Raw genomic sequence first — 19,846 nt, forward strand, 5'->3', positions numbered from 1 at the left:
TCTGCCTCATCCACGCGGTACGGGGCCTGAGAGATTCAAGGGAGGATCTTGCTCCTTCGGCGCCCGGCTCACACTGTGGCCGGAACTCTCCCGCGCGGATTCGAACGGCCGGTATGCAGTTTGCGGGGTCATCATCGCACGCATCGGGGGAGAGTGGGGGCCCGGTCCCCACTCGGGGGAAGACGGCGAGGTCGGTTGTGCCGTATTGCCTTTTCTTTACACTTCAGGAGCAGGCGTGGGTGACCCGACGGCAGGGGGATGGGCGATGACGTTGCAGCGGTCGGTACCGACCGCGGGGGTCGCGCACGACGCGATGCCCGCACAACCCGGCGCACCCGTAAGAGAGCAGCTCACACGGGGTGCGCCGGTGGTACGTGACCTGCGCGGGCGCACCGGCCGCGCCCCGTACTGCCTCGATTTCACCGCCGGTGACGTCGTGGTCGTCTCCGGGCTCCCCGGCAGCGGGAAGTCGACCCTCATCCGGCGGGCCGTGCGCGGCCGCGCCATCGACTCCCAGAACACCCGCGACAGCTGGGCCGCCGCGCTGCCCCGCTTACTCCCCTACGCCCTCTACCGCCCCCTGGTGCGCGCCGCGCACTACCTCGGCCTCTGGAACGCCCTGCGCTCCGGTGAATCCGTCGTCGTGCACGACTGCGGCACCCAGACCTGGGTACGCGGCTGGCTCGCCCGGCACGCGGTGAGCCGGGGCCGCGCCCTTCATCTGATCCTGCTCGACGTGACGCCCGAGGTGGCCCGGCAGGGGCAGCGGGAGCGCGGCCGAGGGGTCTCCGGCTACGCCTTCGCCCGCCACCGGAACGCGGTGGCCCGGCTGCTCCGCGACACCGAGCAAGGGCTGCTGCCCGCCGGCTGTGCCTCAGCGGTGCTGCTGGACCGGCCGGCGGCGGGGGCGCTCGGACGGATCTCCTTCACGGAGGCCGAGGCCCCCGCGAGCCGCTGAAGGTTAGGGTGCTGGCCTGAGCACGACGGCCGCCGCGCGCGACGGCCGAGGGTCGAGAGAGGGCACAGAGGCAGTGGACATTCCGGCACCCGCACCGGCGCACCCCCAGCAGGGCTGGCCCGCCAACGAGCTCGAAGAGGTGCTGACGGCCTCGCTCGGCGTCCCGGACGCGGGCGGCCGCCTCGTCGAGGTGCTCGGCCGCAGCTCCGTCTGGGTGCCGCTGCCGGGCGGCGGCAGCCCCGCGAGCGCGGACCTCGACCTGCCGATGATGGAGATCGACGGCGCGGCCTTCGTCCCCGTCTTCAGCTCCGAGGCCCAGTTCCTCAGCTGCGTCGGCAGCCATATGTCCTTCGCCGTCGCGCCCGCCCGCGACTTCGCCCGGGGCCTGCCCCCGCAGGTCGGCATCGCGGTGAACCCCGGCGGCGCGGTCGGCATACCGCTTCCGCCGCCCGCCGTCGCCGAGCTCTGCCGGGCCGGGCGCACCGCCCTGGACGGGCCCGCCACCGGCGGCCGGGTCAAACTGTACGAACCGGACTGGCAGCACGACCCGGTCGACTTCCTCACCGCCGTGTCCGAGGAGTTCGAGGCCACCGGCGTGGTGAGCACCGCCCGCCGGTCGCTGGCCAGCATCGAGGGCGGCGACCCGGTCCTCTTCGTCGGCGTCGAGTTCGCCACCTGGGACGGCGCGGGCCAGAGCGCCCCCATGGACGCCATCGGCCGGGCGCTCGGCCGGGTCCAGGTGCCCTGGCCGGTCAACCTGGTCCTGCTGGATGTGGCCCAGGACCTCGTCGGCGACTGGATGCGGGAGAAGGTACGCCCGTTCTACCGGCGCGAGGGCCACTGATCCACCGGTACGAGGCCCGCCGAAGGCGACCGGACCGGGTGCCGCCGGACCGTGGCGTCAAGTCGGTGTCAGAAGTGGCGCATAAGCTGGTTTGATGGCGTGGTCGCTCCCGTGTGCCCGGGAGCGGTGGCGCGAACGCGATGGATCGACGAGGGGCGGGACCCAGGGTGAGTGCGTCAGGCACCGCGGCGGCCGGGAAGGTCGAGCACATGCTGCGCCAGGTGACCCCCGGGCGTTACGACACCTACGAGGCGCTGCTCGCGGCGGTCGCCGAGGGCCGGATCTGGATGCTGCTCTGGCACGGCACGGCGGGCTCGCCCGACGCCCAGTACGGCAACATGGAGATCGAGGGCCTGGGGTACGCGCCCTGCGTCACCTCCGCCCAGGAGCTCTCCGCCAGTGGCTGGAACCGTTCGCACGAGCTGGTCACCGGACGCGACATCGCCCGCGCCCTCTTCCCCGACCGCTGGGGCATCTGGCTCAACCCGCACGCCCCCGGCGGCGGCGTCGGCATCCCCTGGCTCGACCTGCGGCGCATCGCCACCGGCCTGGACCGGCTGCCCGCCGGGCCGCTCCGGCTCTCCGAACCCGCCATCGAGCTCCCGCAGTTCTACGCCCTGCTCACCCAGAACGCCCACCGCACCCCCGCGATCCGCTCGCTGCGCCGCGCCTGGGTGCACCCGGCGGTCGGCGTCCCGTATCTCGCGATCGGCCTGGACCTCTACGACACCGGCCGCGCCGCCGTCGAATCGGTGCGCGAGATGATGCGGCAGTCGGTCGCGGCGGTCCCCGACGGGCTGCCCGTCTCCACCGTCGCCCTGTCCGACGAGTACGACCCGGTCGGCATGTGGCTGCGCGCGAACGCCCGCCCCTTCTACGACCGCGAGGCCCACGCCCCCGCCGGCCCGCCGCCCCTCGCCGCCCCCGGATACGGCTACCCGCCCCAGCCCCGCTGAGCCCGAAGGCCCGGCCGGCCGCGCTTCAGGCCTCCTCGACGGCGTTCAGACGGGTGACCTGAGCGGCGTAGTCGGCGGTTCGCAGCGCGGATGTGCCCGAGGCGTACAGCGCGGCGCCGACCGTGGCGAGGGGGAGGGAGAGCAGGAAAGCGGCGAGCATCGGCCCCCAGTCGCGTTCGGCGGCGCAGAGTCTGCGCTCGGTCTCGGAGTGCGACGCCTCGTCGGAGGAAGCGTCACGGTGGAAGGCGCGGGAATCGCACGCGATGGTCTCGGAGCGCACGCCGTACTCGATGGTGAACGAGAAGAAGAGCTGGTAGGCCAGCCAGAGCCAGATGAGGACGGCCACGGCCACCATTCCCCGGCCCCACCCCTGTTCGCGCACTCCGCGCCTGCGGAACTCCCTGTCGTACACCTGGGCGTGTGAACTGATGAGCGGAAGCATGAGGCGAAGCTAGCGCAGGCGGGCCGGCCCCGGACCAGGGCGAGCGGCCGGGCGGTCGGGCGCGCCCGTCGTCTCCGTACCCGCGCGCCCGCCGTCTCCGTATCCTGGCGCCCGCCATCTCCGTCCTCGGTCACCCTCCGTCGAACACCCCTCGATGTCCGGCTTGTTAACTTCCCCCGGGAGGATGTCCCGGAACTGGACGGTTTGTTAACTGTCCGGGTCTCGACTAGGTCTCACCGCTATCCGGACTGTTCTCTTGCGGCGGGCACCGTCTGTAGTGTGCGGCCATCAAACCTCACCACATGGCGAACCAGGGGTGGACCCATGCGAATATTCAAGTCCCGGGCTGTCCGGGCGATCACGACAGCGGTCGCTGTCGGTCTGATCGCCACGGGCTGTTCCAGCGAGCGGGACGAAGGCGGCTCCAAGGGGGGCGACAAGGACACCTTCGTCTTCGCCGGAGCCGGTGACCCCGGTTCCCTCGACCCGGCCCTCGCGAGCGACGGCGAGACGTTCCGCGTCACCCGCCAGGCGTTCGAGGCGCTCCTGGAGCACGAGCCCGGTGGGAGCAAGCTCGTCGGCGGCCTCGCCGAGACGTGGGACAGCGACCCGGCCGGCAAGGTCTGGACGTTCAACCTGCGCAAGGGCGTGAAGTTCCACGACGGCGAGGCGTTCAACGCCGCCGCGGTCTGCGCGAACTACGACTACTGGTTCAACTGGACGGGCACGTACCAGTCCAGCGCGGTCTCCTACTACTGGCAGACCATCATGGGCGGGTTCGCGAAGAACGAGGACCCCGAGACGCCCAAGGCGAACTACAAGTCCTGCACCGCCAAGGACGACAACACGGCGGTCATCGAGGTCAACGAGCCCTCGGCGAACCTCCCGGGCGGCTTCTCGCTGCAGGCCCTGGCGATCCACTCGCCGAAGGCCCTCAAGGAGTACGCGAAGCAGAACGCGACCGCCAAGGGCGACGCGATCACGTACCCGAAGTACAGCCAGGAGGCCGGCACGGTCGCCGGCACCGGCCCGTACAAGATCGTGAAGTGGAACAAGGGGAACAAGGAAGTCTCCCTGGAGCGCTTCGACGACTACTGGGGCGACAAGGCCAAGGTGAAGAACCTGGTCTTCCGCACCATCTCCACCGAGGAGACCCGCCGCCAGGCGCTCCAGGCCGGTGACATCGACGGCTACGACCTGGTCGCGCCGGCCGATGTGACGACGCTGGAGAAGGAGGGTTACGAGGTTCCGACCCGTGACGTCTTCAACATCTTCTACGTCGGCATGAGCCAGTCGGCCAACCCGGCGCTGAAGAAGCCCGAGGTCCGCCAGGCGATCACGCACGCCATCGACCGCGAGAACCTCGTCAACACCCAGCTGCCCGAGGGCGGCAAGGTCGCGACCCAGTTCATGCCCGACACGGTCGCCGGCTACTCGGACAAGGTGAAGACGTACCCGTTCGACACCGCCAAGGCGAAGGACCTCCTCAAGCAGGCCGGCGAGGAGAAGCTCTCCATCGACTTCTGCTACCCGACCGAGGTCACCCGCCCGTACATGCCTGCCCCGCAGGACATGTTCGAGCTGATGAAGGCCGACCTGGAGAAGGCCGGCATCACCATCAAGCCGAAGGCGATGAAGTGGGCCCCGGACTACCTGGACGCCACCGAGGCGGGCTCCTGCGCCCTGCACATGCTCGGCTGGACCGGTGACTTCAACGACGGTTACAACTTCATCGGCACCTGGTTCGCCGGACCGGACAAGCAGTGGGGCTTCAAGGACCAGAAGGTCTTCGACGCCGTGAACGCCGCTTCCAAGGTCACCGACCCGGCCGGCCGCACCGAGGCGTACAAGAAGGCCAACGAGGTCATCGCGGAGTACGTCCCGGGCGTGCCGATCTCCTCGTCGCCCCCGGCCATCGCGTTCGCGAAGAACGTCAACCCGCCGAAGGTCTCCCCGCTGACGCAGGAGAACTTCGCCGAGGTCTCCTTCAAGTAATCGCACACCAGCGGGTCCGCCCGGCCACAGCAACCAGGTGGCCGGGCGGTCCTGCTTCGACGCACGTGAGAAAGGGGCATGCGGGGTGCTGCGACTCGTCGTAAGAAGACTTCTCCAGCTCATTCCCACCCTGCTCGGCCTGTCGGTCCTGCTGTTCCTCTGGCTGAACCGACTGCCCGGCGGACCCGCCTCAGCGATCCTGGGCGAGCGGGCCACCGAAGCCGAAGTAGCGAGAATCAACCGGGCACTCGGGCTCGACGAGCCGGTCCACGTCCAGTACTGGCGGTTCCTCAAGCGCATCTTCGAGCTCGACCTTGGAACCTCCACCCAGACCGGCCAGCCGGTGTGGGACGAATTCACCCTGCGCTTCCCGGCCACCGTGGAGCTCAGCGTCGCCGCCATCCTGATCGCCGTGGTCGTGGGCATCCCGATGGGCTACCTGGCGGCCAAGCACCGCGGCGGATGGCTGGACGTCGCCTCCGTCTCCGGATCCCTCCTCGGCATCTGCATCCCGGTCTTCTTCCTGGCCATGCTGCTGCGCGGGATCTTCTCCGTGGAACTGGGCTGGTTCCCGAGCCAGGGCCGGCTGACCACCGGACTCAACGCCACCGACATCACCGGATTCTCCGTACTGGACGGGTTGTTGACCGGCGAGTTCGACGCCAGCTGGGACGCGATCATGCACTTGATCCTGCCCGCCGTCGCGCTGGCCTCGATCCCGCTCGCCGTGATCGTCCGGATGACCCGCGCCAGCGTCCTGGAGGTGCTCGGCGAGGATTACATCCGCACCGCCGAGTCCAAGGGCCTGGACAAGAAGACCGTGCGCGGCCGCCACGTGCTGCGCAACGCGCTGCTGCCCGTGATCACCGCGGTCGGCCTGCTGACCGGCAGCCTGCTCTCCGGAGCGGTGCTCACCGAGTCCGTCTTCGACTTCGGCGGCATCGGCTCCTTCATCCGTACCGCCATCGACGGCCGTGACTACCCGGTCCTCGTCGGATTCATTCTCTTCATCGCGATGGTGTACGTGCTCATCAACCTCCTGGTCGACCTGGCGTACAGCATCATCGACCCGAGAGTGCGGGTGCACTGACGTGACGATCATGACCAACAAAGCAGACAAGATCGACCGCCTCGCGGAGCTGACCCAGAGCACCGAGACCGTCACCGGCACCAGCCTGTGGCGCGAGGCGTTCCGCAGGATGCGCTCCAGCAAGATGGCGATCATCGGCGCGGCGATCATCGCCGTGTTCGTCCTCGTCGCGATCGTCGGCCCCTGGGTCGCCCCGCACGGGCCCACCGCGCAGAACTGGCGCAGTGAGGTCTTCCCCAACCAGGGCAAGTTCGTCGGCATGCGCGGCGAGAACTGGTTCGGCCTGGACCACCTGGGCCGCGACATGTTCTCCCGCTGGCTCGTCGGAGCCCGGCAGACGCTGCTCGTCGGTGTCGTCTCCATGCTCATCGGCCTGATCGTCGGCGCGCTCGTCGGTGTGCTCTCCGGAGCCGCCGCCACCCTCGGCGGCAAGGTCGGCCAGCGCGTCGACACCGTCATCATGCGCTTCACCGACATCATGCTGTCGCTGCCCTCGCTGCTGCTCGCGGTCTCCATCGCCGCGGTCCTCGGCCAGTCGCTGACCACCGTGATGATCGCCGTGGGTGTCGTCCAGATCCCCATCTTCGCCCGCCTGCTGCGCGGTTCGATGCTGGTCCAGGGCGGCGCGGACTACGTGCTCGCCGCGAAGGCGGTCGGCATCCGGCGCAAGCGGATCGTGCTCACGCAGATCCTGCCGAACTCGCTGAGCCCCGTGATCGTCCAGGCCACCCTGAGCCTGGCCACCGCGATCATCGAGGCCGCGGCCCTGTCCTACCTGGGCCTGGGCAACCCCGACCCGGCCGTTCCCGAGTGGGGCGTGATGCTCTCCCAGGCGCAGCGCTTCTTCGACAACGAGCCGATGATGGCCGCCTACCCGGCCGTCGGGATCATCATCACCGCCCTCGGCTTCACCCTGCTCGGCGAGTCCATGCGCGAGGCCCTCGACCCGAAGTTGCGAGGCTGAAGTCCCATGTCACTGCTCTCCGTTGAGGAACTCAGCGTCACCTTCACCGCCCGCGGCCGCAAGGACGCCACGGCCGTGGACGGCGTCTCCTTCGAGGTCGACCAGGGCCAGGTCGTGGGCCTGGTCGGCGAGTCGGGCTGCGGCAAGTCCGTCACCTCGCTCGCTCTGATGGGGCTGCTGCCCCGCAAGGGCGCGAGGATCGGCGGCCGTGCCGAGTTCGACGGCCAGAACCTGCTGACCATGAGCGAGCGCAAGCTCCGCGACATGCGCGGCAGCCAGCTGGCGATGATCTTCCAGGACCCGCTCTCCTCGCTGAACCCGGTGGTCCCCATCGGGATCCAGGTCACCGAGATCCTCCAGCGCCACCGCGGGCTGAAGGGCGAGAAGGCCCGCAAGGAGGCCGCGTCCCTGCTCGACCGGGTCGGCATCCCCGACCCGGACCGGCGGCTCAAGGAGTACCCGCACCAGCTCTCCGGCGGTATGCGCCAGCGCGCGCTGATCGCCATGGCGGTCGCCTGCGCCCCCCGGCTGCTGATCGCCGACGAGCCGACGACCGCGCTGGACGTGACCATCCAGGCGCAGATCCTGGAGCTCCTGAAGGAGCTGGTCGACCAGGAGGGCACCGCCCTGCTGATGATCACGCACGACCTCGGTGTCGTCGCCGGCCTCTGCGACGAGGTCAACGTCCTCTACGCCGGCCGGGCGGTGGAATCGGCGGGCCGCCGCGAGCTGTTCGCCCACCCCACCCACCCGTACGCGCACGGGCTGCTCGGCTCCATCCCGCGCCTCGACGCACCGCGCGGCGAGCCGCTCAACCCGATCCGCGGCTCCATCAACGACAAGATCGCCTGGGCCGACGGCTGCGCGTTCGCACCCCGGTGCGACCACTACACGATGGAGTGCCTCACCGGCACCCCCGAACTGACCGAACCACGCACGGCCGGACACCAGGTGCGCTGCGTCAACCCGGTCCTGCCCAAGGCGGAGGTCCCGGCATGAGCCTTCTCGAACTGGACGACGTCAAAGTCCACTTCCCGGTCAAGAAGGGCCTCTTCTTCGACCGTACGGTGGGCCACGTCTACGCGGTCGACGGCGTCTCGCTGTCCATCGAGGCCGGTCAGACGTACGGCCTGGTCGGCGAGTCGGGCTGCGGCAAGACGACGCTCGGCCGGGCGGTCCTGCGGCTGAACGACATCACCGACGGCGGGGTCGTCTTCGACGGCACCGATCTGGCGAAGCTGCCGGGCGAGGAGATGCGGGCCTTCCGCCGCCGCCTCCAGATGGTCTTCCAGGACCCGCTGGGCAGCCTCAACCCCCGGCAGAACATCGAGTCCATCCTGGCCGAGGGCATGGCCGCCCACGGCATCGGCAAGGACGCGGCGGAGCGCCGGGAGAAGATCAAGGACATCCTCGCCAAGGTCGGCCTGCCGTCCAACGCGATGTCCCGCTACCCGCACGAGTTCTCCGGCGGTCAGCGCCAGCGCATCGGCATCGCCCGCGCGCTGGTCCTGGAGCCGGACGTGATCATCTGCGACGAGCCGGTCTCCGCGCTCGACGTCTCGGTCCAGGCGCAGGTCATCAACCTGCTGGAGGAGCTCCAGGAGTCCCTCGGCCTGACCTACCTGGTCATCGCGCACGACCTCGCGGTGGTCCGGCACATCTCGGACGTCATCGGGGTGATGTACCTCGGCGGGCTCGTCGAGGAGGCCCCGAGCGACGCGCTGTACGCGGGGCCCCGGCACCCGTACACCAAGGCGCTGATGTCGGCGGTCCCGGTGCCCGACCCGGAGGTGGAGGACCGCCGCGAGCGGATCCTGCTCCACGGCGACCTGCCCTCCCCGGCGAACCCGCCGGCCGGCTGCCGCTTCCACACCCGCTGCCCGTGGGTGCAGGAGACCAAGTGCGCCACGGAGCGCCCGCCGCTGCTGGACACCGGCGACGGGCACAAGGTGGCCTGCCACTTCACGGCCGAGATCGAGGCCGGCACGGTGAAGCAGACCCTGGCGACCGGCATCGAGGCGGTCACGGGGACGGAGACGGTGGCGGCCGAGGCGGTGGAGGTCTCGGAGGGCGACACGGTGGTCCCGGAGGCCGACAAGGCCGGCGAGGCCGACAAGGCCGACGAGAAGGAGTCGGAGGAGCCCGCGGCCGTGCCGGCTCAGGCCGACGCCGACGCCGCGGAGAAGGCGGAGGGCAGCCCCAAGGTCTAGTACCGGCACAATTGCCCGGTGCTCACCGAACTGTTCACGCCCTCCGTCCAGCATGCGCTCGATCTCGTCGGGATCTTCGTCTTCGCGATCTCGGGCGCCCTGCTCGCCGTCCGCAAGAACTTCGATGTCTTCGGCATCGCGGTCCTCGCGGAGGTGACAGCGCTGGGCGGAGGGCTGTTCCGCGATGTGATGATCGGCGCGATCCCGCCCGCCGCCTTCACCGACCTCGGCTACTTCATCACCCCGCTCTTCGCCGCCGTGCTGGTCTTCTTCCTCCACCCGCACGTGGAACGCATCCAGGTCGGCGTCAACGTCTTCGACGCGGCGGGGCTCGGCCTGTTCTGTGTGACCGGCACGGTGAAGGCGTACGAGTACGGCCTCGGGCTCACCGCGTCGGCGGCGCTGGGCCTGGCCACGGCGGTCGGCGGCGGTGTGCTGCGCGACGTCCTGGCCAACGAGGTGCCCTCGCTGCTGCGCTGGGACCGCGACCTGTACGCGGTGCCCGCGATCGTCGGCGCGACCATGGTGGTCCTGTGCATCCGCTTCGACACCCTCAACGCCCTGACCAGCGGCTTGGCGGTGATCGCCGCGTTCGTCCTGCGGCTGCTGGCGCTGCGCTTCCACTGGCGGGCGCCGCGCGCGTACAACCGGTCGTCGGCGCGGGCCGAGGAAGGCTCGGCCGCGACCTAGGGCCCTAGGGGGTGTCTTGGGCCGCGATCCGTCCGCCATGATTCGGCAACGAAAAAGCTACCGCTCAGTAATGCAATGGATGTACCGTGCATGCCATGGCACAGGCAGCGACTGAGGCAGTGACCGGAGCGGCGCGGACCGCACCGGCGACCATCGGCGACAGCGAGTTCGACCGGGACACCGCGGTCATCCTGCGCGAGGAGGGCGTCTACGACGCCGAGCTCTCCGCGGGCTGGACCATCATCCACGCCGTCAACGGCGGCTATCTGCTCGCCCTGCTCGGCCGCGCGCTCGGCGAGGCCCTGCCGCACTCCGACCCGTTCTCCGTCTCGGCGCACTACCTCACCGCCTCCGTGCCCGGCCCCGCGGTGATCCGGACCCAGATCGTCCGCACCGGCCGCACCCTCTCCACGGGTCAGGCCTCCCTCTTCCAGTACGACGAGGACGGCAGCGAGGTCGAGCGCATCCGGGTGCTCGCCACCTACGGCGACCTGGACACGCTCCCCGACGACGTCCGCACGACGGCCCTGCCGCCCGCCATGCCCGACCGCGACCACTGCCTCGGCCCGAGCGACGGCGCGCCCAGGATCCCCGGCAGCTCCGCCATCACCGACCGCCTCGACATCAAACTCGACCCGGCGACCGTCGGCTGGGCGATCGGTGCCCCGTCCGGCAAGGGCGAGATGCGCGGCTGGTTCGGCCTGGCCGACGGCCGCGACCCGGACCCGCTGTCGCTGCTGCTCACCGTGGACGCCCTGCCGCCGACCTCCTTCGAGCTGGGCCTGACCGGCTGGACCCCCACCGTCGAGCTGACCACCCATATCCGCTGCCGCCCCGCCCCGGGCCCGCTGCGCGTCGCCATCACCACCCGGAATCTCGCGGGCGGCTTCCTGGAGGAGGACGCCGAGGTCTGGGACAGCGCCGACCGCCTCGTCGCCCAGTCCCGTCAGCTGGCCAAGGCCCCGCGCGAGAAGTAGCCGCGGCGCGGAGTCGCGGCAACCGGGGATCCGGCCGTCATGGAGCGGTGAAATCCGACCGGCTGTTCTCCGTCCTCCTGCTGCTCCAGACCCGGGGCGCGGTCCCTGCTGGCCTTCGGGGCGGCCGTGGAGGTCGTCGACCCGCCCGAGGCCCGCACCCTGCTGGCCGATGCCGCCGCCCGGGTCGTCGAGATGTGCGCGGCCGACGGCTGACCCGGCCCGCCGCCTTCACTCCCAGCTCGCGGACTCCGGATCGACGCCGTGGGCCCGGGCGTTCGCGGCGATCACCGCGCACAGCCAGTCGTTGAGCCCGGGGGCGATCGCGTCGTAGTACGCGGCGTACCCGGGGTCGGTGACATACGTCCGGCCGATGCAGACCTGCATGGCGTGCGTGCAGTCGAAGTACGTCGAGATCTGCGCCCGGTGCCGCTCCGCGAGGGCGTTCGCCGGGTCCGAGCCGGCGGCGACGCCGGTGCGGCAGGCCTCGGCGAGGTCGGCGGTCAGCGCCTCGGTGGCCGCCGCCACGTCCTTCCAGTCCTCGGCGCTCATCCCGGCCGCCCGCTCCGTGTACTGCGCCCACTGGTCCGTGCCGCCCCAGCGCTCCTCGGCCTCCTCGGCCCAGCCGGGCTGCCAGTCCGCCCCGAAGATCTCCACCTGCTCCTCGGGCGTCAGCCGGATTCCGGGCCTCGACTCCAGCAGCATCCGGTCCACCGCCCCGATCATCCGCTCCAGCCGGGAGATCCGGTCGACGAGCTGCCCCCGCTGCCGGCGCAGATGCTCGCGCGCGTCGACCTCCGGGTCGTCCAGGAGCCGCCCGATCGCGGCGAGCGGGATGCCGATCTCCCGGTAGACGAGGACCCGGTGGAGCCGGGCGACGTCGTCGTCCCCGTACACCCGGTAGCCGGACCGGGTGCGCCCGCCCGGCCGCACGAGACCGATCGTGTCCCAGTGGTGCAGCGTCTTCACGCTGACCCCGACGAGCGCGGCGGTCCGCCCGACGGTCAGCCCGTCGGCCGGACCGCCGGCGGGCGGCTTCCCGGGGCGGCGCTCCTCGTTGCTCACCGGCCCAGTCTCCCGCAGCCGGAGCCGGGTCACGCGGCGGTCGGCACGCCGGCGGCGGCCAGGATCTCCCGTGCGGGCAGGGCCACGCTCGCGGCGGCGGTCAGCCCGGTGGCCGCGAGGTGCGCGTCCACGAAGCGCAGCCCGGCCGCGTACCCGGCGAAGTCCGGCAGCCCGACCGGCTCCTGCCCCAGCCGACGGGCGGTGCGGTCGCCGAACACGTACGGAGACAGGTGCGCCATACCCGCCACATCGATCCCGGCCGCCACCTTCGCGCAGACCTCGTCCAGCTCCGGGCCGTGCAGGGACGTCGCCCAGGGCCCCATGGCGGCCTCGCCCGCCAGCTCCCGCACGAACGCCTCGGCCAGCCCCTCGGCCACGACCTGCTCGCCGACCGTGACCGCCATCGGGTCCCAGGTCACGTTGGCGTAGCGGACGTTGTGGTGCAGCTCGTGGGCGGCGGCGTGTCCGATCTTGGCCAGGCCGGTCTCGGTGGGCCACATCATCAGCAGGATCGCGCCCGGGATGCCGCCGAGGCCGAAGTACCCCTGGTTCAGGCTGAGCAGCGGGTCGTCCGGGTCGCCGAGCGCCAGGACCACCTGCACGGTGCCGGCGGTCCGCGCCCCGGGCGCCGCAGCGCCCAGCCGCTCCTGTGCGGCGGCGAGCGAGTCCTCGATCCGCTGCCACACCCGGGCCTCGCGCATCCGCTCCAGGGCGGGCAGGAGGCGCGGGTCGTCCCGGTCGAGCGGGAAACCGCTGCCCGCGCGGTGCGTCTCGACCAGGTCTCCGACCCCCACCGAGGACATCACCTCCTGCAACGGGGCGTACATCTCACGGAGGGCGTCGGGCCGTTGGGCCACGGGGCGGCGGAGGAGGCCGAGCAGGGCGGAGGCGGTGTCATGGACGACGATCTTCATACCGGGGGACCGTAGAGCCTCCTGTCGCGGGAGGGTCAAGGGCCGCCCGCCAACGGCCACCGAGGGCGGCCGAGGACGGCCGACGGTCGTCGGGGGCGTCGCGGTCAGCTTTCGTCCAGCCAGTGTTCGCGGCCGATGGAGACCAGCCGCAGCCGACGCCGTGCCACCCGGACGACCTCCTCCTCGCCCTCGGGCCCGGCCTCCAGCAGGGTCGACGTGGTGATCACCATGTGGTCCACATAGAGGCCGCCGAGCATCAGCAGATCTTCCTCGCTCCACCCGGCCGCCCCCGGCTCCTGGCCGAGCGCACAGGCCACCTCCTCCGCGAACCGCCGCAGCTGGGCCGCGATGGCCTCACGCACCGGGCCGACCCCGCCGTGCTGCTCCCGGGCGATGAACCGGAAGTGGGCGGGCTGCGCGCCGACATGACGCGCTATCACCTCCACGCTGCGGTCCAGCCGCTGCTCGCTGTCGCCCGTCTCCACCAGCACCGCCGCGATCAGTCCGTGCAGGCTGCCCAGGGTCTCCTCGACCAGGGCGACGCCGAGTGCGGCGGTGTCCTCGAAGTGCCGGTAGAAAGCCGTCGGGGTGACCCCGGCGGCCCGGGTGACCTCCCGCAGACCCAGGCTGCTCAGGCTCTGGTGCTCCAGCAGGACGAGGGCGGCGTCCAGGAGGGCCTGGCGGGTTCTGAGCTTCTGGGTCTGGCGGATTCCGACGGAGGTGTGACTCATGCCATTCAGTAAACAACCGTTCTCCGAGTCGAGGAAGGGGTCGGGGGTTTAGACTTCCAAGTCAGTGAACACTCGTACTCCGAATGCTGTCCGGCTCGTCCCCGGACGGAATGCGTCGTCGCACAGAGAGGTTCCGCCGTGCTCGTCCTCGTCGCCGCGCTGCTCCTGCTGGGGATCGTCCTCGGGGCGGTCGCCCATATCCCGCTGCCGCTGGCCCTGGCCGCCGCGGCCGTGATCGGCTGCTGGCTGCTGATCTTCGCCGTACGCGAGCGCGCGTCGCGCCGCACCCACTGACCCGCCGCACCCGCACCCGCACCCGCCGAGCCTGCCGTTTCCCGAAACGATCCGAAGGAGCTCGCACCATGACCCTCACCCTCATCGACCGCACCCGCCGCACGGACGCCGCCCACGGCAAGGACGTCGTCGACACGGGCGCGGCGCCGCGGAAGACCCCCGGCTCCGACTCCCGCCCCGACTCCGCTCCGCGCCGGGCCGCCGGCCGGGAGGCGGACGGTCTCGCCGTCGCCTCCTTCGTCCTCGGCCTCGTCGGACTGCTGGTATTCAACATCCTGCTCGGGCCCACCGCGATCGTGATGGCGCTGCTGGCCCTGGCCCGCCGCACCCGCCGCCGGGGACGCGCCTGGCTCGGCCTCGCCCTGGGCGTCGCCGACCTCGCCGTGCTCGCCGTCCTGGTCACCGCCAACGGCACGGTCGCCTGGAGCCTCGGCGGCTGACCCGCACCCCCGGAGCGGCCCCGCGAGCCGCTCACCCCGTGCCGGATCGGGCTCCGGACCGGGGGCCCGGCCGGTCGTCGAGCCGGTCCGCCGCGTCCCGTACGGGCGTGCGCGGGCACCTGGCCGTGACGCGCCCGGCATGCGCCCCACCCGGGGCTCGTAGAATCGGCCCCACCATGGCTTACCTCGACCACGCCGCGACCACTCCGATGCTTCCCGAAGCGATCGGGGCGATGACCGCCCAGCTCTCCGTCACCGGCAACGCGTCCTCGCTGCACGCCGCCGGACGCCGGGCCCGCCGTACCGTCGAGGAGTCCAGAGAGGCCCTCGCCGACGCCCTCGGCGCACGCCCCAGCGAAGTCGTCCTCACCTCCGGCGGCACGGAGGCCGACAACCTCGCCGTGAAGGGCCTCTACTGGTCCCGCCGCGACGCCGACCCCCGCCGTACCCGGGTCCTCGCCGGCCCTGTCGAACACCACGCCGTCCTGGACGCCGTCGACTGGCTGGCCGAGCACGAGGGTGCGACCGTCGACTACCTCCCGGTCGACCGCTACGGCCGGGTGCACCCCGAAGATCTGCGCGAGGCCGTCCTCCGCAACCCCGACGACGTCGCGATGATCACGGTCATGTGGGCCAACAACGAGATCGGCACCATCATGCCGGTCCGTGAACTGGCGGAGGTGGCAGCCGAGTTCGCCATCCCCATGCACGCCGACGCGGTGCAGGCCTTCGGTCAGCTGGAGGTCGACTTCGCCCGCTCCGGACTGGCCGCGATGACGGTCAGCGGGCACAAGATCGGCGGCCCGTTCGGTATCGGCGCGCTGCTGCTGGGCCGCGACCACACCCCCGTGCCCGTGCTGCACGGCGGCGGCCAGGAGCGGCATGTGCGCTCCGGCACCCTGGACGTGCCCGCCGTCGCCTCGTTCGCGGTCGCCGGGCGGCTGGCGGCCGAGCGGCGCGAGCAGTTCGCCCGCCGCGTGGGCTCGCTGCGCGACGACCTGGTGGACGCCGTACGCCGGGCCGTGCCGGACGCCGTGCTCGGCGGCGACCCGGATCCGGCCGGACGCCTCCCGGCCAACGCGCACTTCAGCTTCCCGGGCTGCGAGGGCGACTCCCTCCTGCTGCTGCTGGACGCCCAGGGCATCGAGTGCTCCACCGGCTCCGCCTGCACCGCCGGGATCGCCCAGCCCAGCCACGTCCTGCTCGCCACCGGCACCGACCCGGACCTGGCCCGGGGCACCCTGCGCTTCTCGCTCGGCCACACCTCCACCGAGGAGGACGTCAAGGCGCTCGCCGAGGCGATCGGCCCGGCGGTCGAGCGGGCGAGGACCGCCGGACTCAGCTGAGAGCCGTCACCCGGAGGCCTTCGCGGAAGCGGAGGCGGAGGCCGAGGAGGCGGGCGTGGGGGAGGGCGGCGCGGTCGCGGCCCGGCGCACCAGCTCCATGTACCGGTCCCAGTCCCAGTGCGGACCCGGATCGGTGTGGTCGGTGCCCGGCACTTCCACGTGCCCGATGATGTGCTTGCGGTCGATGGGTATGCCGTGCCGGGCGCAGATCGACGCCGTGAGCCGCGCCGAGGACTCGTACATCGCCTTGGTGAGGTCCTTCGGCCGGTCCACGAACCCCTCGTGCTCGATGCCGACGGCCCGCTCGTTGAAGGAGCGGTTGCCCGCCTGGTACGCCACGTCCAGCTCGCGGATCATCTGCACCACCCGCCCGTCCTGCCCCACGATGTAGTGGGTCGCGGCCTGGTGGGCGGGGTCCTGGAACACCTTCACCGCGCTGTCGAAGCTGCCCTGGGTGACATGGATGATCACGCGGTCGATCGGGAAGTCGTCCGGCCGGTCCGCACGCCGCCAGTTCGCCTCCGACGCGGCCACCCAGGTCGCCCCCGCGTAATCCAGCTCGCCCGGCTTCCGCGGCTTCTCGATGCCCGGCACCTGCCACCACAGCCGCTTCACCTGGTCGCGCGCGAGCACGGCGACCGTGCCGGCGGCCACCACCGCACCGCCGCCGATCAGCAGCGCGCGCCGGCTGACGCCGTCAGCTTTCTTCCGCGAAGGCTTCCCCGAAGGCTTGCGCGCGGCCCGGGTGCTCCCGTTGTTGCCCATGTGGTCGTCAACGCATATCCGCGAGCGTTCGGTTCCCGCGGACCCGTACCCTGGAGAGGCTATGACTCAGACTTCCCAGCGCCCCCTGCGTGTCCTCGCCGCGATGTCGGGCGGCGTGGACTCCGCCGTCGCCGCGGCCCGTGCCGCCGAGGCGGGCCACGACGTGACCGGTGTCCACCTCGCCCTGTCCGCGAATCCCCAGTCCTTCCGGACCGGGGCGCGCGGCTGTTGCACCATCGAGGACTCCCGCGACGCCCGCCGCGCGGCCGACGTCATCGGTATCCCGTTCTACGTCTGGGACCTGGCGGAACGCTTCCGTGAGGACGTCGTCGAGGACTTCGTCGCGGAGTACGAGGCCGGGCGCACGCCCAACCCCTGCCTGCGCTGCAACGAGAAGATCAAGTTCGCCGCGCTCCTCGACAAGGCCCTCGCCCTCGGCTTCGACGCCGTCTGCACCGGCCACTACGCCACCGTCGTGCTCACCGAGGACGGCAGCCGTGAGCTGCACCGCGCCTCCGACATGGCCAAGGACCAGAGCTATGTGCTCGGCGTCCTGGACGAGAAGCAGCTCGCCCACGCCATGTTCCCGCTCGGCGACACCCTCACCACCAAGGACGAGATCCGCGCCGAGGCCGAGCGCCGGGGCCTGGCCGTCGCCAAGAAGCCCGACAGCCACGACATCTGCTTCATCGCCGACGGCGACACCCAGGGCTTCCTCGCGAACCGCCTGGGCGGCCCGGCCGAGGGCGACATCCTCGACGAGTCCGGTACGAAGCTGGGCACCCACGAGGGCGCCTTCGGCTTCACCATCGGCCAGCGCAAGGGCCTGAAGATCGGCCACCCGGCCCCCGACGGCAAGCCGCGCTACGTCCTCGACATCTCCCCGGTGAACAACACCGTCACCGTCGGCCCCGTCGAGGCCCTCGACGTGACCTCGCTGACCGCCATCAAGCCCCGCTGGTGCGGAACGCCTCCGTCCGGGCCGGGCACGTACACCGCCCAGCTGCGCGCCCACGGCGGCGAGACCGAGGTCACGGCCGAGCTGGTCGACGGCTCCGAGCTGAACGTCACCTTCACCGAGCCGGTCCGGGGCGTGGCCCCCGGCCAGGCGGTCGTCCTGTACGACGGCACCCGCGTGGTCGGCTCGGCCACCATCGCCACGACCGTCCGACGCGAACGGGTGGCCGCGGGCGGCTGAGCCCGGTCCGCGGGCGGCTCACGACGCTCGGGCCCACAGCCGGGTCACGGCGCTCGGCCCACAGTCGGCTCACGACGCCTGTCGGTACGCGTACACGTCCCTGGCGAAGAAGTCCGTCAGCACCGGCGCGATCACCTGGGGCGCCACCTCGCGCATCTGGCCCGTCAGCGTGCGGTGCCGGCCGCGCGGCAGGGCCTCGGCCAGGGTGCGGGTCGCCGCGCGGGCCGGGGCGCTGCTGAAGCCGCCGCAGATCACCAGCGTCCGGGCGGTGACCGCCCCGAACCGCTCGGCCGGGACGGATCCGTCGCCCAGCAGCGCGTCGTCGTACGCCAGGGTGTGCGCCATCGCCTCCAGCTCCGCCCACGCCGGGGTGCGCCGCATCAGGGCGGCCGTCTCCGCCGCGACGCCCGTCAGGGACAGGAACAGCTCCACCGCGCCGGCCCGGTCCCCGGCCGCCAGCAGCCGTTGCAGCCGGGCCGTGCAGCGGGCCTTGAACAGCAGGCCGGACGCGCCCGGCGTGTAGGGCGGCTCGTACACGGCGAGCAGCCCCACCGGGAGCCCGGCCGCCGCCGCCTCCAGCGCCAGCGCCCCGCCGGACGACATCCCGAAGACCGCCGCGCCCGTCCCGGCCGCGCCGACGACGGCGGCCAGGTCCTCGACCTCGCGCGCCACGGTGCAGCGCCCGGCGGCCCCGCTCGCGCCCCGGCCCCGGCGGTCGTAGGTGAGCACCGTGAAACGCGGCGCAAGCAGGGCGGCCAGCGGCGCCTCGGTCGCGGCGGTGCTCAGCGCCCCGCCGACCAGCACCAGCGGCGGGCCCTCGCCCTGGCGGCGGTAGGCGATCGGCGTGCCGTCGGCGGAGAGAATCCTGTCCATGGGAGAGGAGACCGGGGCGGTCCGCGAAACTCATCGCTCCGCCGGAAAAAACTTCCGCGGACCGCCCGGAGCGGGTCAGCCGGCGACCGTCTCCGTGGCGTAGAAGCAGAAGTGGTCCTTGATCGCGGCGACTTCGGGCTTCGGGTCCGGATAGGCCCAGACGAGATCGGCGGCCCCGGGCAGCGACCAGTAGGAGGCGTCCCCCTTGAACGGGCAGTGGGTGGAGGTGTCCGACGGGGAGAGCAGCTCGGTACGGACGTCCTCGGGCGGCAGGTAGTAGCGGACCGGACAGCCGGTCTCGCGGAGCACGAGCGGGCGGCGGCTCTCGGCCAGCACCCGGCCCTCGTGCACCGCCCGGACGTGCTCGGTGCCCTGCTCGACGGTGATGCGGTGTCCTCGGGTGGCAGTCATGCCTGTTTCAGCGGCGTACGGGGCCGTCTTCTTCCCGTAGCCGATCCCGTACGCCGATTCCGTACGCCGATCGTGTCTGCCGATCCGTCCCCGGAACGGGGGAGTGTCCGAGGCGGGTCGTACGGTTGCCCCATGAACATCTGCGTCTTCCTCTCCGCCGCCGACCTCGACGACCGCTACACCGTGCCCGCCCGGGAGTTCGCCGAGCTGCTCGGCAGGGGCGGCCACACCCTCGTCTGGGGCGGATCGGAGAGCGGGCTGATGAAGGTCGTCGCGGACGGCGTGCAGTCGGCGGGCGGACGGCTCGTGGGCGTCTCGGTCGACTTCCTCGCCGCGAAGGCCCGGACCAACGCCGACGAGATGGTCATCGCCCGCGATCTCGCCGAGCGCAAGGCGCTCCTCCTGGCGAAGGCCGACGCCGTCGTGATCATGGTCGGCGGGACCGGGACGCTCGACGAGGCCACAGAGATCCTGGAGCTGAAGAAGCACGGCAAGCACACCAAGCCGGTCGTCCTGCTGAACACGGCGGGCTTCTACGACGGCCTGCGCCAGCAGTTCCAGCGCATGGAGGACGAGGGTTTCCTGCCGCTGCCCCTGACCGACCTGGTCTTCTTCGCCAAGGACGGCGTCGGCGCGCTGGCCTACCTGGAGGAGTCCGCGGGACTTCGGTGAGCGGCCCGGATCCG

At 71.7% G+C, this 19,846-nt stretch carries 22 protein-coding genes and 1 riboswitch; of the genes, 15 read left to right on the forward strand and 7 right to left on the reverse strand.

Features of this window, described 5'->3' with window-relative positions; all coding sequences use genetic code 11:
• Positions 1 to 5 precede the first annotated feature (5 nt).
• A riboswitch (glycine riboswitch) is annotated at positions 6 to 103 on the reverse strand.
• A gap of 162 nt (positions 104 to 265) precedes the next feature.
• From KV381_RS26850 to KV381_RS26860, 3 genes are all read left to right on the forward strand, one after another.
• Positions 266 to 958, forward strand: a complete 693-nt coding sequence (locus tag KV381_RS26850) for an AAA family ATPase (protein WP_030079035.1) — start codon at positions 266 to 268, stop codon at positions 956 to 958.
• Between the two features lie 73 nt (positions 959 to 1,031).
• Positions 1,032 to 1,802, forward strand: coding sequence for an enhanced serine sensitivity protein SseB (locus KV381_RS26855; RefSeq protein WP_030632662.1), 771 nt, complete (start codon positions 1,032 to 1,034; stop codon positions 1,800 to 1,802).
• Positions 1,803 to 1,969: 167 nt separating this feature from the next.
• The gene (locus KV381_RS26860) at positions 1,970 to 2,758 is read left to right on the forward strand and encodes an enhanced serine sensitivity protein SseB C-terminal domain-containing protein (protein ID WP_030079031.1); all 789 of its coding nucleotides are present in this window, start codon (positions 1,970 to 1,972) and stop codon (positions 2,756 to 2,758) included.
• A gap of 25 nt (positions 2,759 to 2,783) precedes the next feature.
• Here KV381_RS26860 and KV381_RS26865 read toward each other — a convergent pair whose 3' ends face one another.
• Positions 2,784 to 3,200 (reverse strand): hypothetical protein, encoded by a 417-nt coding sequence (locus tag KV381_RS26865; RefSeq protein ID WP_158688289.1) that lies wholly within the window; start codon positions 3,198 to 3,200, stop codon positions 2,784 to 2,786.
• A 324-nt stretch (positions 3,201 to 3,524) separates the two neighbouring features.
• On the opposite strand from KV381_RS26865, the gene KV381_RS26870 reads away from it, so the two are divergent.
• The 7 genes from KV381_RS26870 (at position 3,525) to KV381_RS26900 (ending at position 11,126) form a co-directional block, all read left to right on the forward strand.
• Positions 3,525 to 5,195 (forward strand): ABC transporter substrate-binding protein, encoded by a 1,671-nt coding sequence (locus tag KV381_RS26870; RefSeq protein WP_030079027.1) that lies wholly within the window; start codon positions 3,525 to 3,527, stop codon positions 5,193 to 5,195.
• Positions 5,196 to 5,280: 85 nt separating this feature from the next.
• Positions 5,281 to 6,285: an ABC transporter permease gene (locus KV381_RS26875; protein ID WP_030079026.1), complete on the forward strand. Its 1,005-nt coding sequence runs from the start codon at positions 5,281 to 5,283 to the stop codon at positions 6,283 to 6,285.
• Position 6,286: 1 nt separating this feature from the next.
• The gene (locus KV381_RS26880) at positions 6,287 to 7,249 is read left to right on the forward strand and encodes an ABC transporter permease (protein WP_032790142.1); all 963 of its coding nucleotides are present in this window, start codon (positions 6,287 to 6,289) and stop codon (positions 7,247 to 7,249) included.
• A 6-nt stretch (positions 7,250 to 7,255) separates the two neighbouring features.
• Positions 7,256 to 8,248, forward strand: coding sequence for an ABC transporter ATP-binding protein (locus KV381_RS26885; RefSeq protein WP_030632680.1), 993 nt, complete (start codon positions 7,256 to 7,258; stop codon positions 8,246 to 8,248).
• Positions 8,245 to 9,459 carry an ABC transporter ATP-binding protein gene (locus tag KV381_RS26890; protein ID WP_030632681.1) on the forward strand — a complete coding sequence of 405 codons (1,215 nt, stop codon included), beginning with the start codon at positions 8,245 to 8,247 and terminating at the stop codon, positions 9,457 to 9,459. Before KV381_RS26885 ends, KV381_RS26890 begins: the two co-directional genes overlap by 4 nt.
• Before the next feature lie 18 nt (positions 9,460 to 9,477).
• On the forward strand, positions 9,478 to 10,149 hold the full coding sequence (locus KV381_RS26895; protein WP_030079015.1) for a trimeric intracellular cation channel family protein: 672 nt from the start codon (positions 9,478 to 9,480) through the stop codon (positions 10,147 to 10,149).
• Between the two features lie 95 nt (positions 10,150 to 10,244).
• Positions 10,245 to 11,126 (forward strand): thioesterase family protein, encoded by an 882-nt coding sequence (locus tag KV381_RS26900; RefSeq protein ID WP_030632683.1) that lies wholly within the window; start codon positions 10,245 to 10,247, stop codon positions 11,124 to 11,126.
• Positions 11,127 to 11,354: 228 nt separating this feature from the next.
• Here the strand turns inward: KV381_RS26900 and KV381_RS26905 are convergent, their stop codons facing one another.
• From KV381_RS26905 to KV381_RS26915, 3 genes are all read right to left on the reverse strand, one after another.
• Entirely contained in the window at positions 11,355 to 12,188 is an 834-nt protein-coding gene (locus KV381_RS26905) for a MerR family transcriptional regulator (RefSeq protein ID WP_218786586.1), read from the reverse strand.
• A 29-nt stretch (positions 12,189 to 12,217) separates the two neighbouring features.
• On the reverse strand, positions 12,218 to 13,102 hold the full coding sequence (locus tag KV381_RS26910; protein ID WP_030632686.1) for a DUF2268 domain-containing protein: 885 nt from the start codon (positions 13,100 to 13,102) through the stop codon (positions 12,218 to 12,220).
• A 104-nt stretch (positions 13,103 to 13,206) separates the two neighbouring features.
• Positions 13,207 to 13,833, reverse strand: a complete 627-nt coding sequence (locus tag KV381_RS26915) for a TetR family transcriptional regulator (RefSeq protein WP_086779090.1) — start codon at positions 13,831 to 13,833, stop codon at positions 13,207 to 13,209.
• Between the two features lie 138 nt (positions 13,834 to 13,971).
• On the opposite strand from KV381_RS26915, the gene KV381_RS26920 reads away from it, so the two are divergent.
• The 3 genes from KV381_RS26920 (at position 13,972) to KV381_RS26930 (ending at position 15,913) form a co-directional block, all read left to right on the forward strand.
• Positions 13,972 to 14,127, forward strand: coding sequence for a hypothetical protein (locus KV381_RS26920; RefSeq protein WP_218786587.1), 156 nt, complete (start codon positions 13,972 to 13,974; stop codon positions 14,125 to 14,127).
• A gap of 68 nt (positions 14,128 to 14,195) precedes the next feature.
• On the forward strand, positions 14,196 to 14,567 hold the full coding sequence (locus KV381_RS26925; RefSeq protein ID WP_030632695.1) for a hypothetical protein: 372 nt from the start codon (positions 14,196 to 14,198) through the stop codon (positions 14,565 to 14,567).
• A gap of 176 nt (positions 14,568 to 14,743) precedes the next feature.
• Positions 14,744 to 15,913 carry a cysteine desulfurase family protein gene (locus KV381_RS26930; RefSeq protein ID WP_030079002.1) on the forward strand — a complete coding sequence of 390 codons (1,170 nt, stop codon included), beginning with the start codon at positions 14,744 to 14,746 and terminating at the stop codon, positions 15,911 to 15,913.
• A gap of 6 nt (positions 15,914 to 15,919) precedes the next feature.
• Here KV381_RS26930 and KV381_RS26935 read toward each other — a convergent pair whose 3' ends face one another.
• Positions 15,920 to 16,678: an N-acetylmuramoyl-L-alanine amidase gene (locus KV381_RS26935; protein WP_218786588.1), complete on the reverse strand. Its 759-nt coding sequence runs from the start codon at positions 16,676 to 16,678 to the stop codon at positions 15,920 to 15,922.
• A 61-nt stretch (positions 16,679 to 16,739) separates the two neighbouring features.
• On the opposite strand from KV381_RS26935, the gene mnmA reads away from it, so the two are divergent.
• Positions 16,740 to 17,876, forward strand: coding sequence for a tRNA 2-thiouridine(34) synthase MnmA (gene mnmA, locus KV381_RS26940; protein ID WP_030632699.1), 1,137 nt, complete (start codon positions 16,740 to 16,742; stop codon positions 17,874 to 17,876).
• Positions 17,877 to 17,945: 69 nt separating this feature from the next.
• Here mnmA and KV381_RS26945 read toward each other — a convergent pair whose 3' ends face one another.
• Positions 17,946 to 18,749 (reverse strand): alpha/beta fold hydrolase, encoded by an 804-nt coding sequence (locus KV381_RS26945; RefSeq protein WP_030078999.1) that lies wholly within the window; start codon positions 18,747 to 18,749, stop codon positions 17,946 to 17,948.
• 75 nt (positions 18,750 to 18,824) lie between these two features.
• Positions 18,825 to 19,160: a DUF427 domain-containing protein gene (locus KV381_RS26950; RefSeq protein ID WP_030078998.1), complete on the reverse strand. Its 336-nt coding sequence runs from the start codon at positions 19,158 to 19,160 to the stop codon at positions 18,825 to 18,827.
• Between the two features lie 132 nt (positions 19,161 to 19,292).
• Here KV381_RS26950 and KV381_RS26955 point away from each other — a divergent pair, with 132 nt between their 5' ends.
• A complete protein-coding gene (locus tag KV381_RS26955; protein ID WP_193462449.1) occupies positions 19,293 to 19,832 on the forward strand; it encodes a TIGR00730 family Rossman fold protein in 540 nt (179 codons plus the stop codon).
• The last annotated feature ends 14 nt before the right edge of the window (positions 19,833 to 19,846 follow it).

Source organism: Streptomyces sp. WY228, assembly GCF_019287315.1.
In the GTDB taxonomy this organism is placed as follows: Bacteria; Actinomycetota; Actinomycetes; order Streptomycetales; family Streptomycetaceae; genus Streptomyces; species Streptomyces caviscabies.

Bases quoted from the DNA above. Each gene is read 5' to 3' on its own strand.
- KV381_RS26850 (WP_030079035.1), top strand. From the start codon at position 266: ATGACGTTGCAGCGGTCGGTACCGACCGCGGGGGTCGCGCACGACGCG.
- KV381_RS26865 (WP_158688289.1), bottom strand. From the start codon at position 3,200: ATGCTTCCGCTCATCAGTTCACACGCCCAGGTGTACGACAGGGAGTTC.
- KV381_RS26870 (WP_030079027.1), top strand. From the start codon at position 3,525: ATGCGAATATTCAAGTCCCGGGCTGTCCGGGCGATCACGACAGCGGTC.
- KV381_RS26885 (WP_030632680.1), top strand. From the start codon at position 7,256: ATGTCACTGCTCTCCGTTGAGGAACTCAGCGTCACCTTCACCGCCCGC.
- KV381_RS26890 (WP_030632681.1), top strand. From the start codon at position 8,245: ATGAGCCTTCTCGAACTGGACGACGTCAAAGTCCACTTCCCGGTCAAG.
- KV381_RS26900 (WP_030632683.1), top strand. From the start codon at position 10,245: ATGGCACAGGCAGCGACTGAGGCAGTGACCGGAGCGGCGCGGACCGCA.
- KV381_RS26910 (WP_030632686.1), bottom strand. From the start codon at position 13,102: ATGAAGATCGTCGTCCATGACACCGCCTCCGCCCTGCTCGGCCTCCTC.
- KV381_RS26915 (WP_086779090.1), bottom strand. From the start codon at position 13,833: ATGAGTCACACCTCCGTCGGAATCCGCCAGACCCAGAAGCTCAGAACC.
- KV381_RS26925 (WP_030632695.1), top strand. From the start codon at position 14,196: ATGACCCTCACCCTCATCGACCGCACCCGCCGCACGGACGCCGCCCAC.
- KV381_RS26930 (WP_030079002.1), top strand. From the start codon at position 14,744: ATGGCTTACCTCGACCACGCCGCGACCACTCCGATGCTTCCCGAAGCG.
- KV381_RS26935 (WP_218786588.1), bottom strand. From the start codon at position 16,678: ATGGGCAACAACGGGAGCACCCGGGCCGCGCGCAAGCCTTCGGGGAAG.
- mnmA (WP_030632699.1), top strand. From the start codon at position 16,740: ATGACTCAGACTTCCCAGCGCCCCCTGCGTGTCCTCGCCGCGATGTCG.
- KV381_RS26945 (WP_030078999.1), bottom strand. From the start codon at position 18,749: ATGGACAGGATTCTCTCCGCCGACGGCACGCCGATCGCCTACCGCCGC.
- KV381_RS26950 (WP_030078998.1), bottom strand. From the start codon at position 19,160: ATGACTGCCACCCGAGGACACCGCATCACCGTCGAGCAGGGCACCGAG.
- KV381_RS26955 (WP_193462449.1), top strand. From the start codon at position 19,293: ATGAACATCTGCGTCTTCCTCTCCGCCGCCGACCTCGACGACCGCTAC.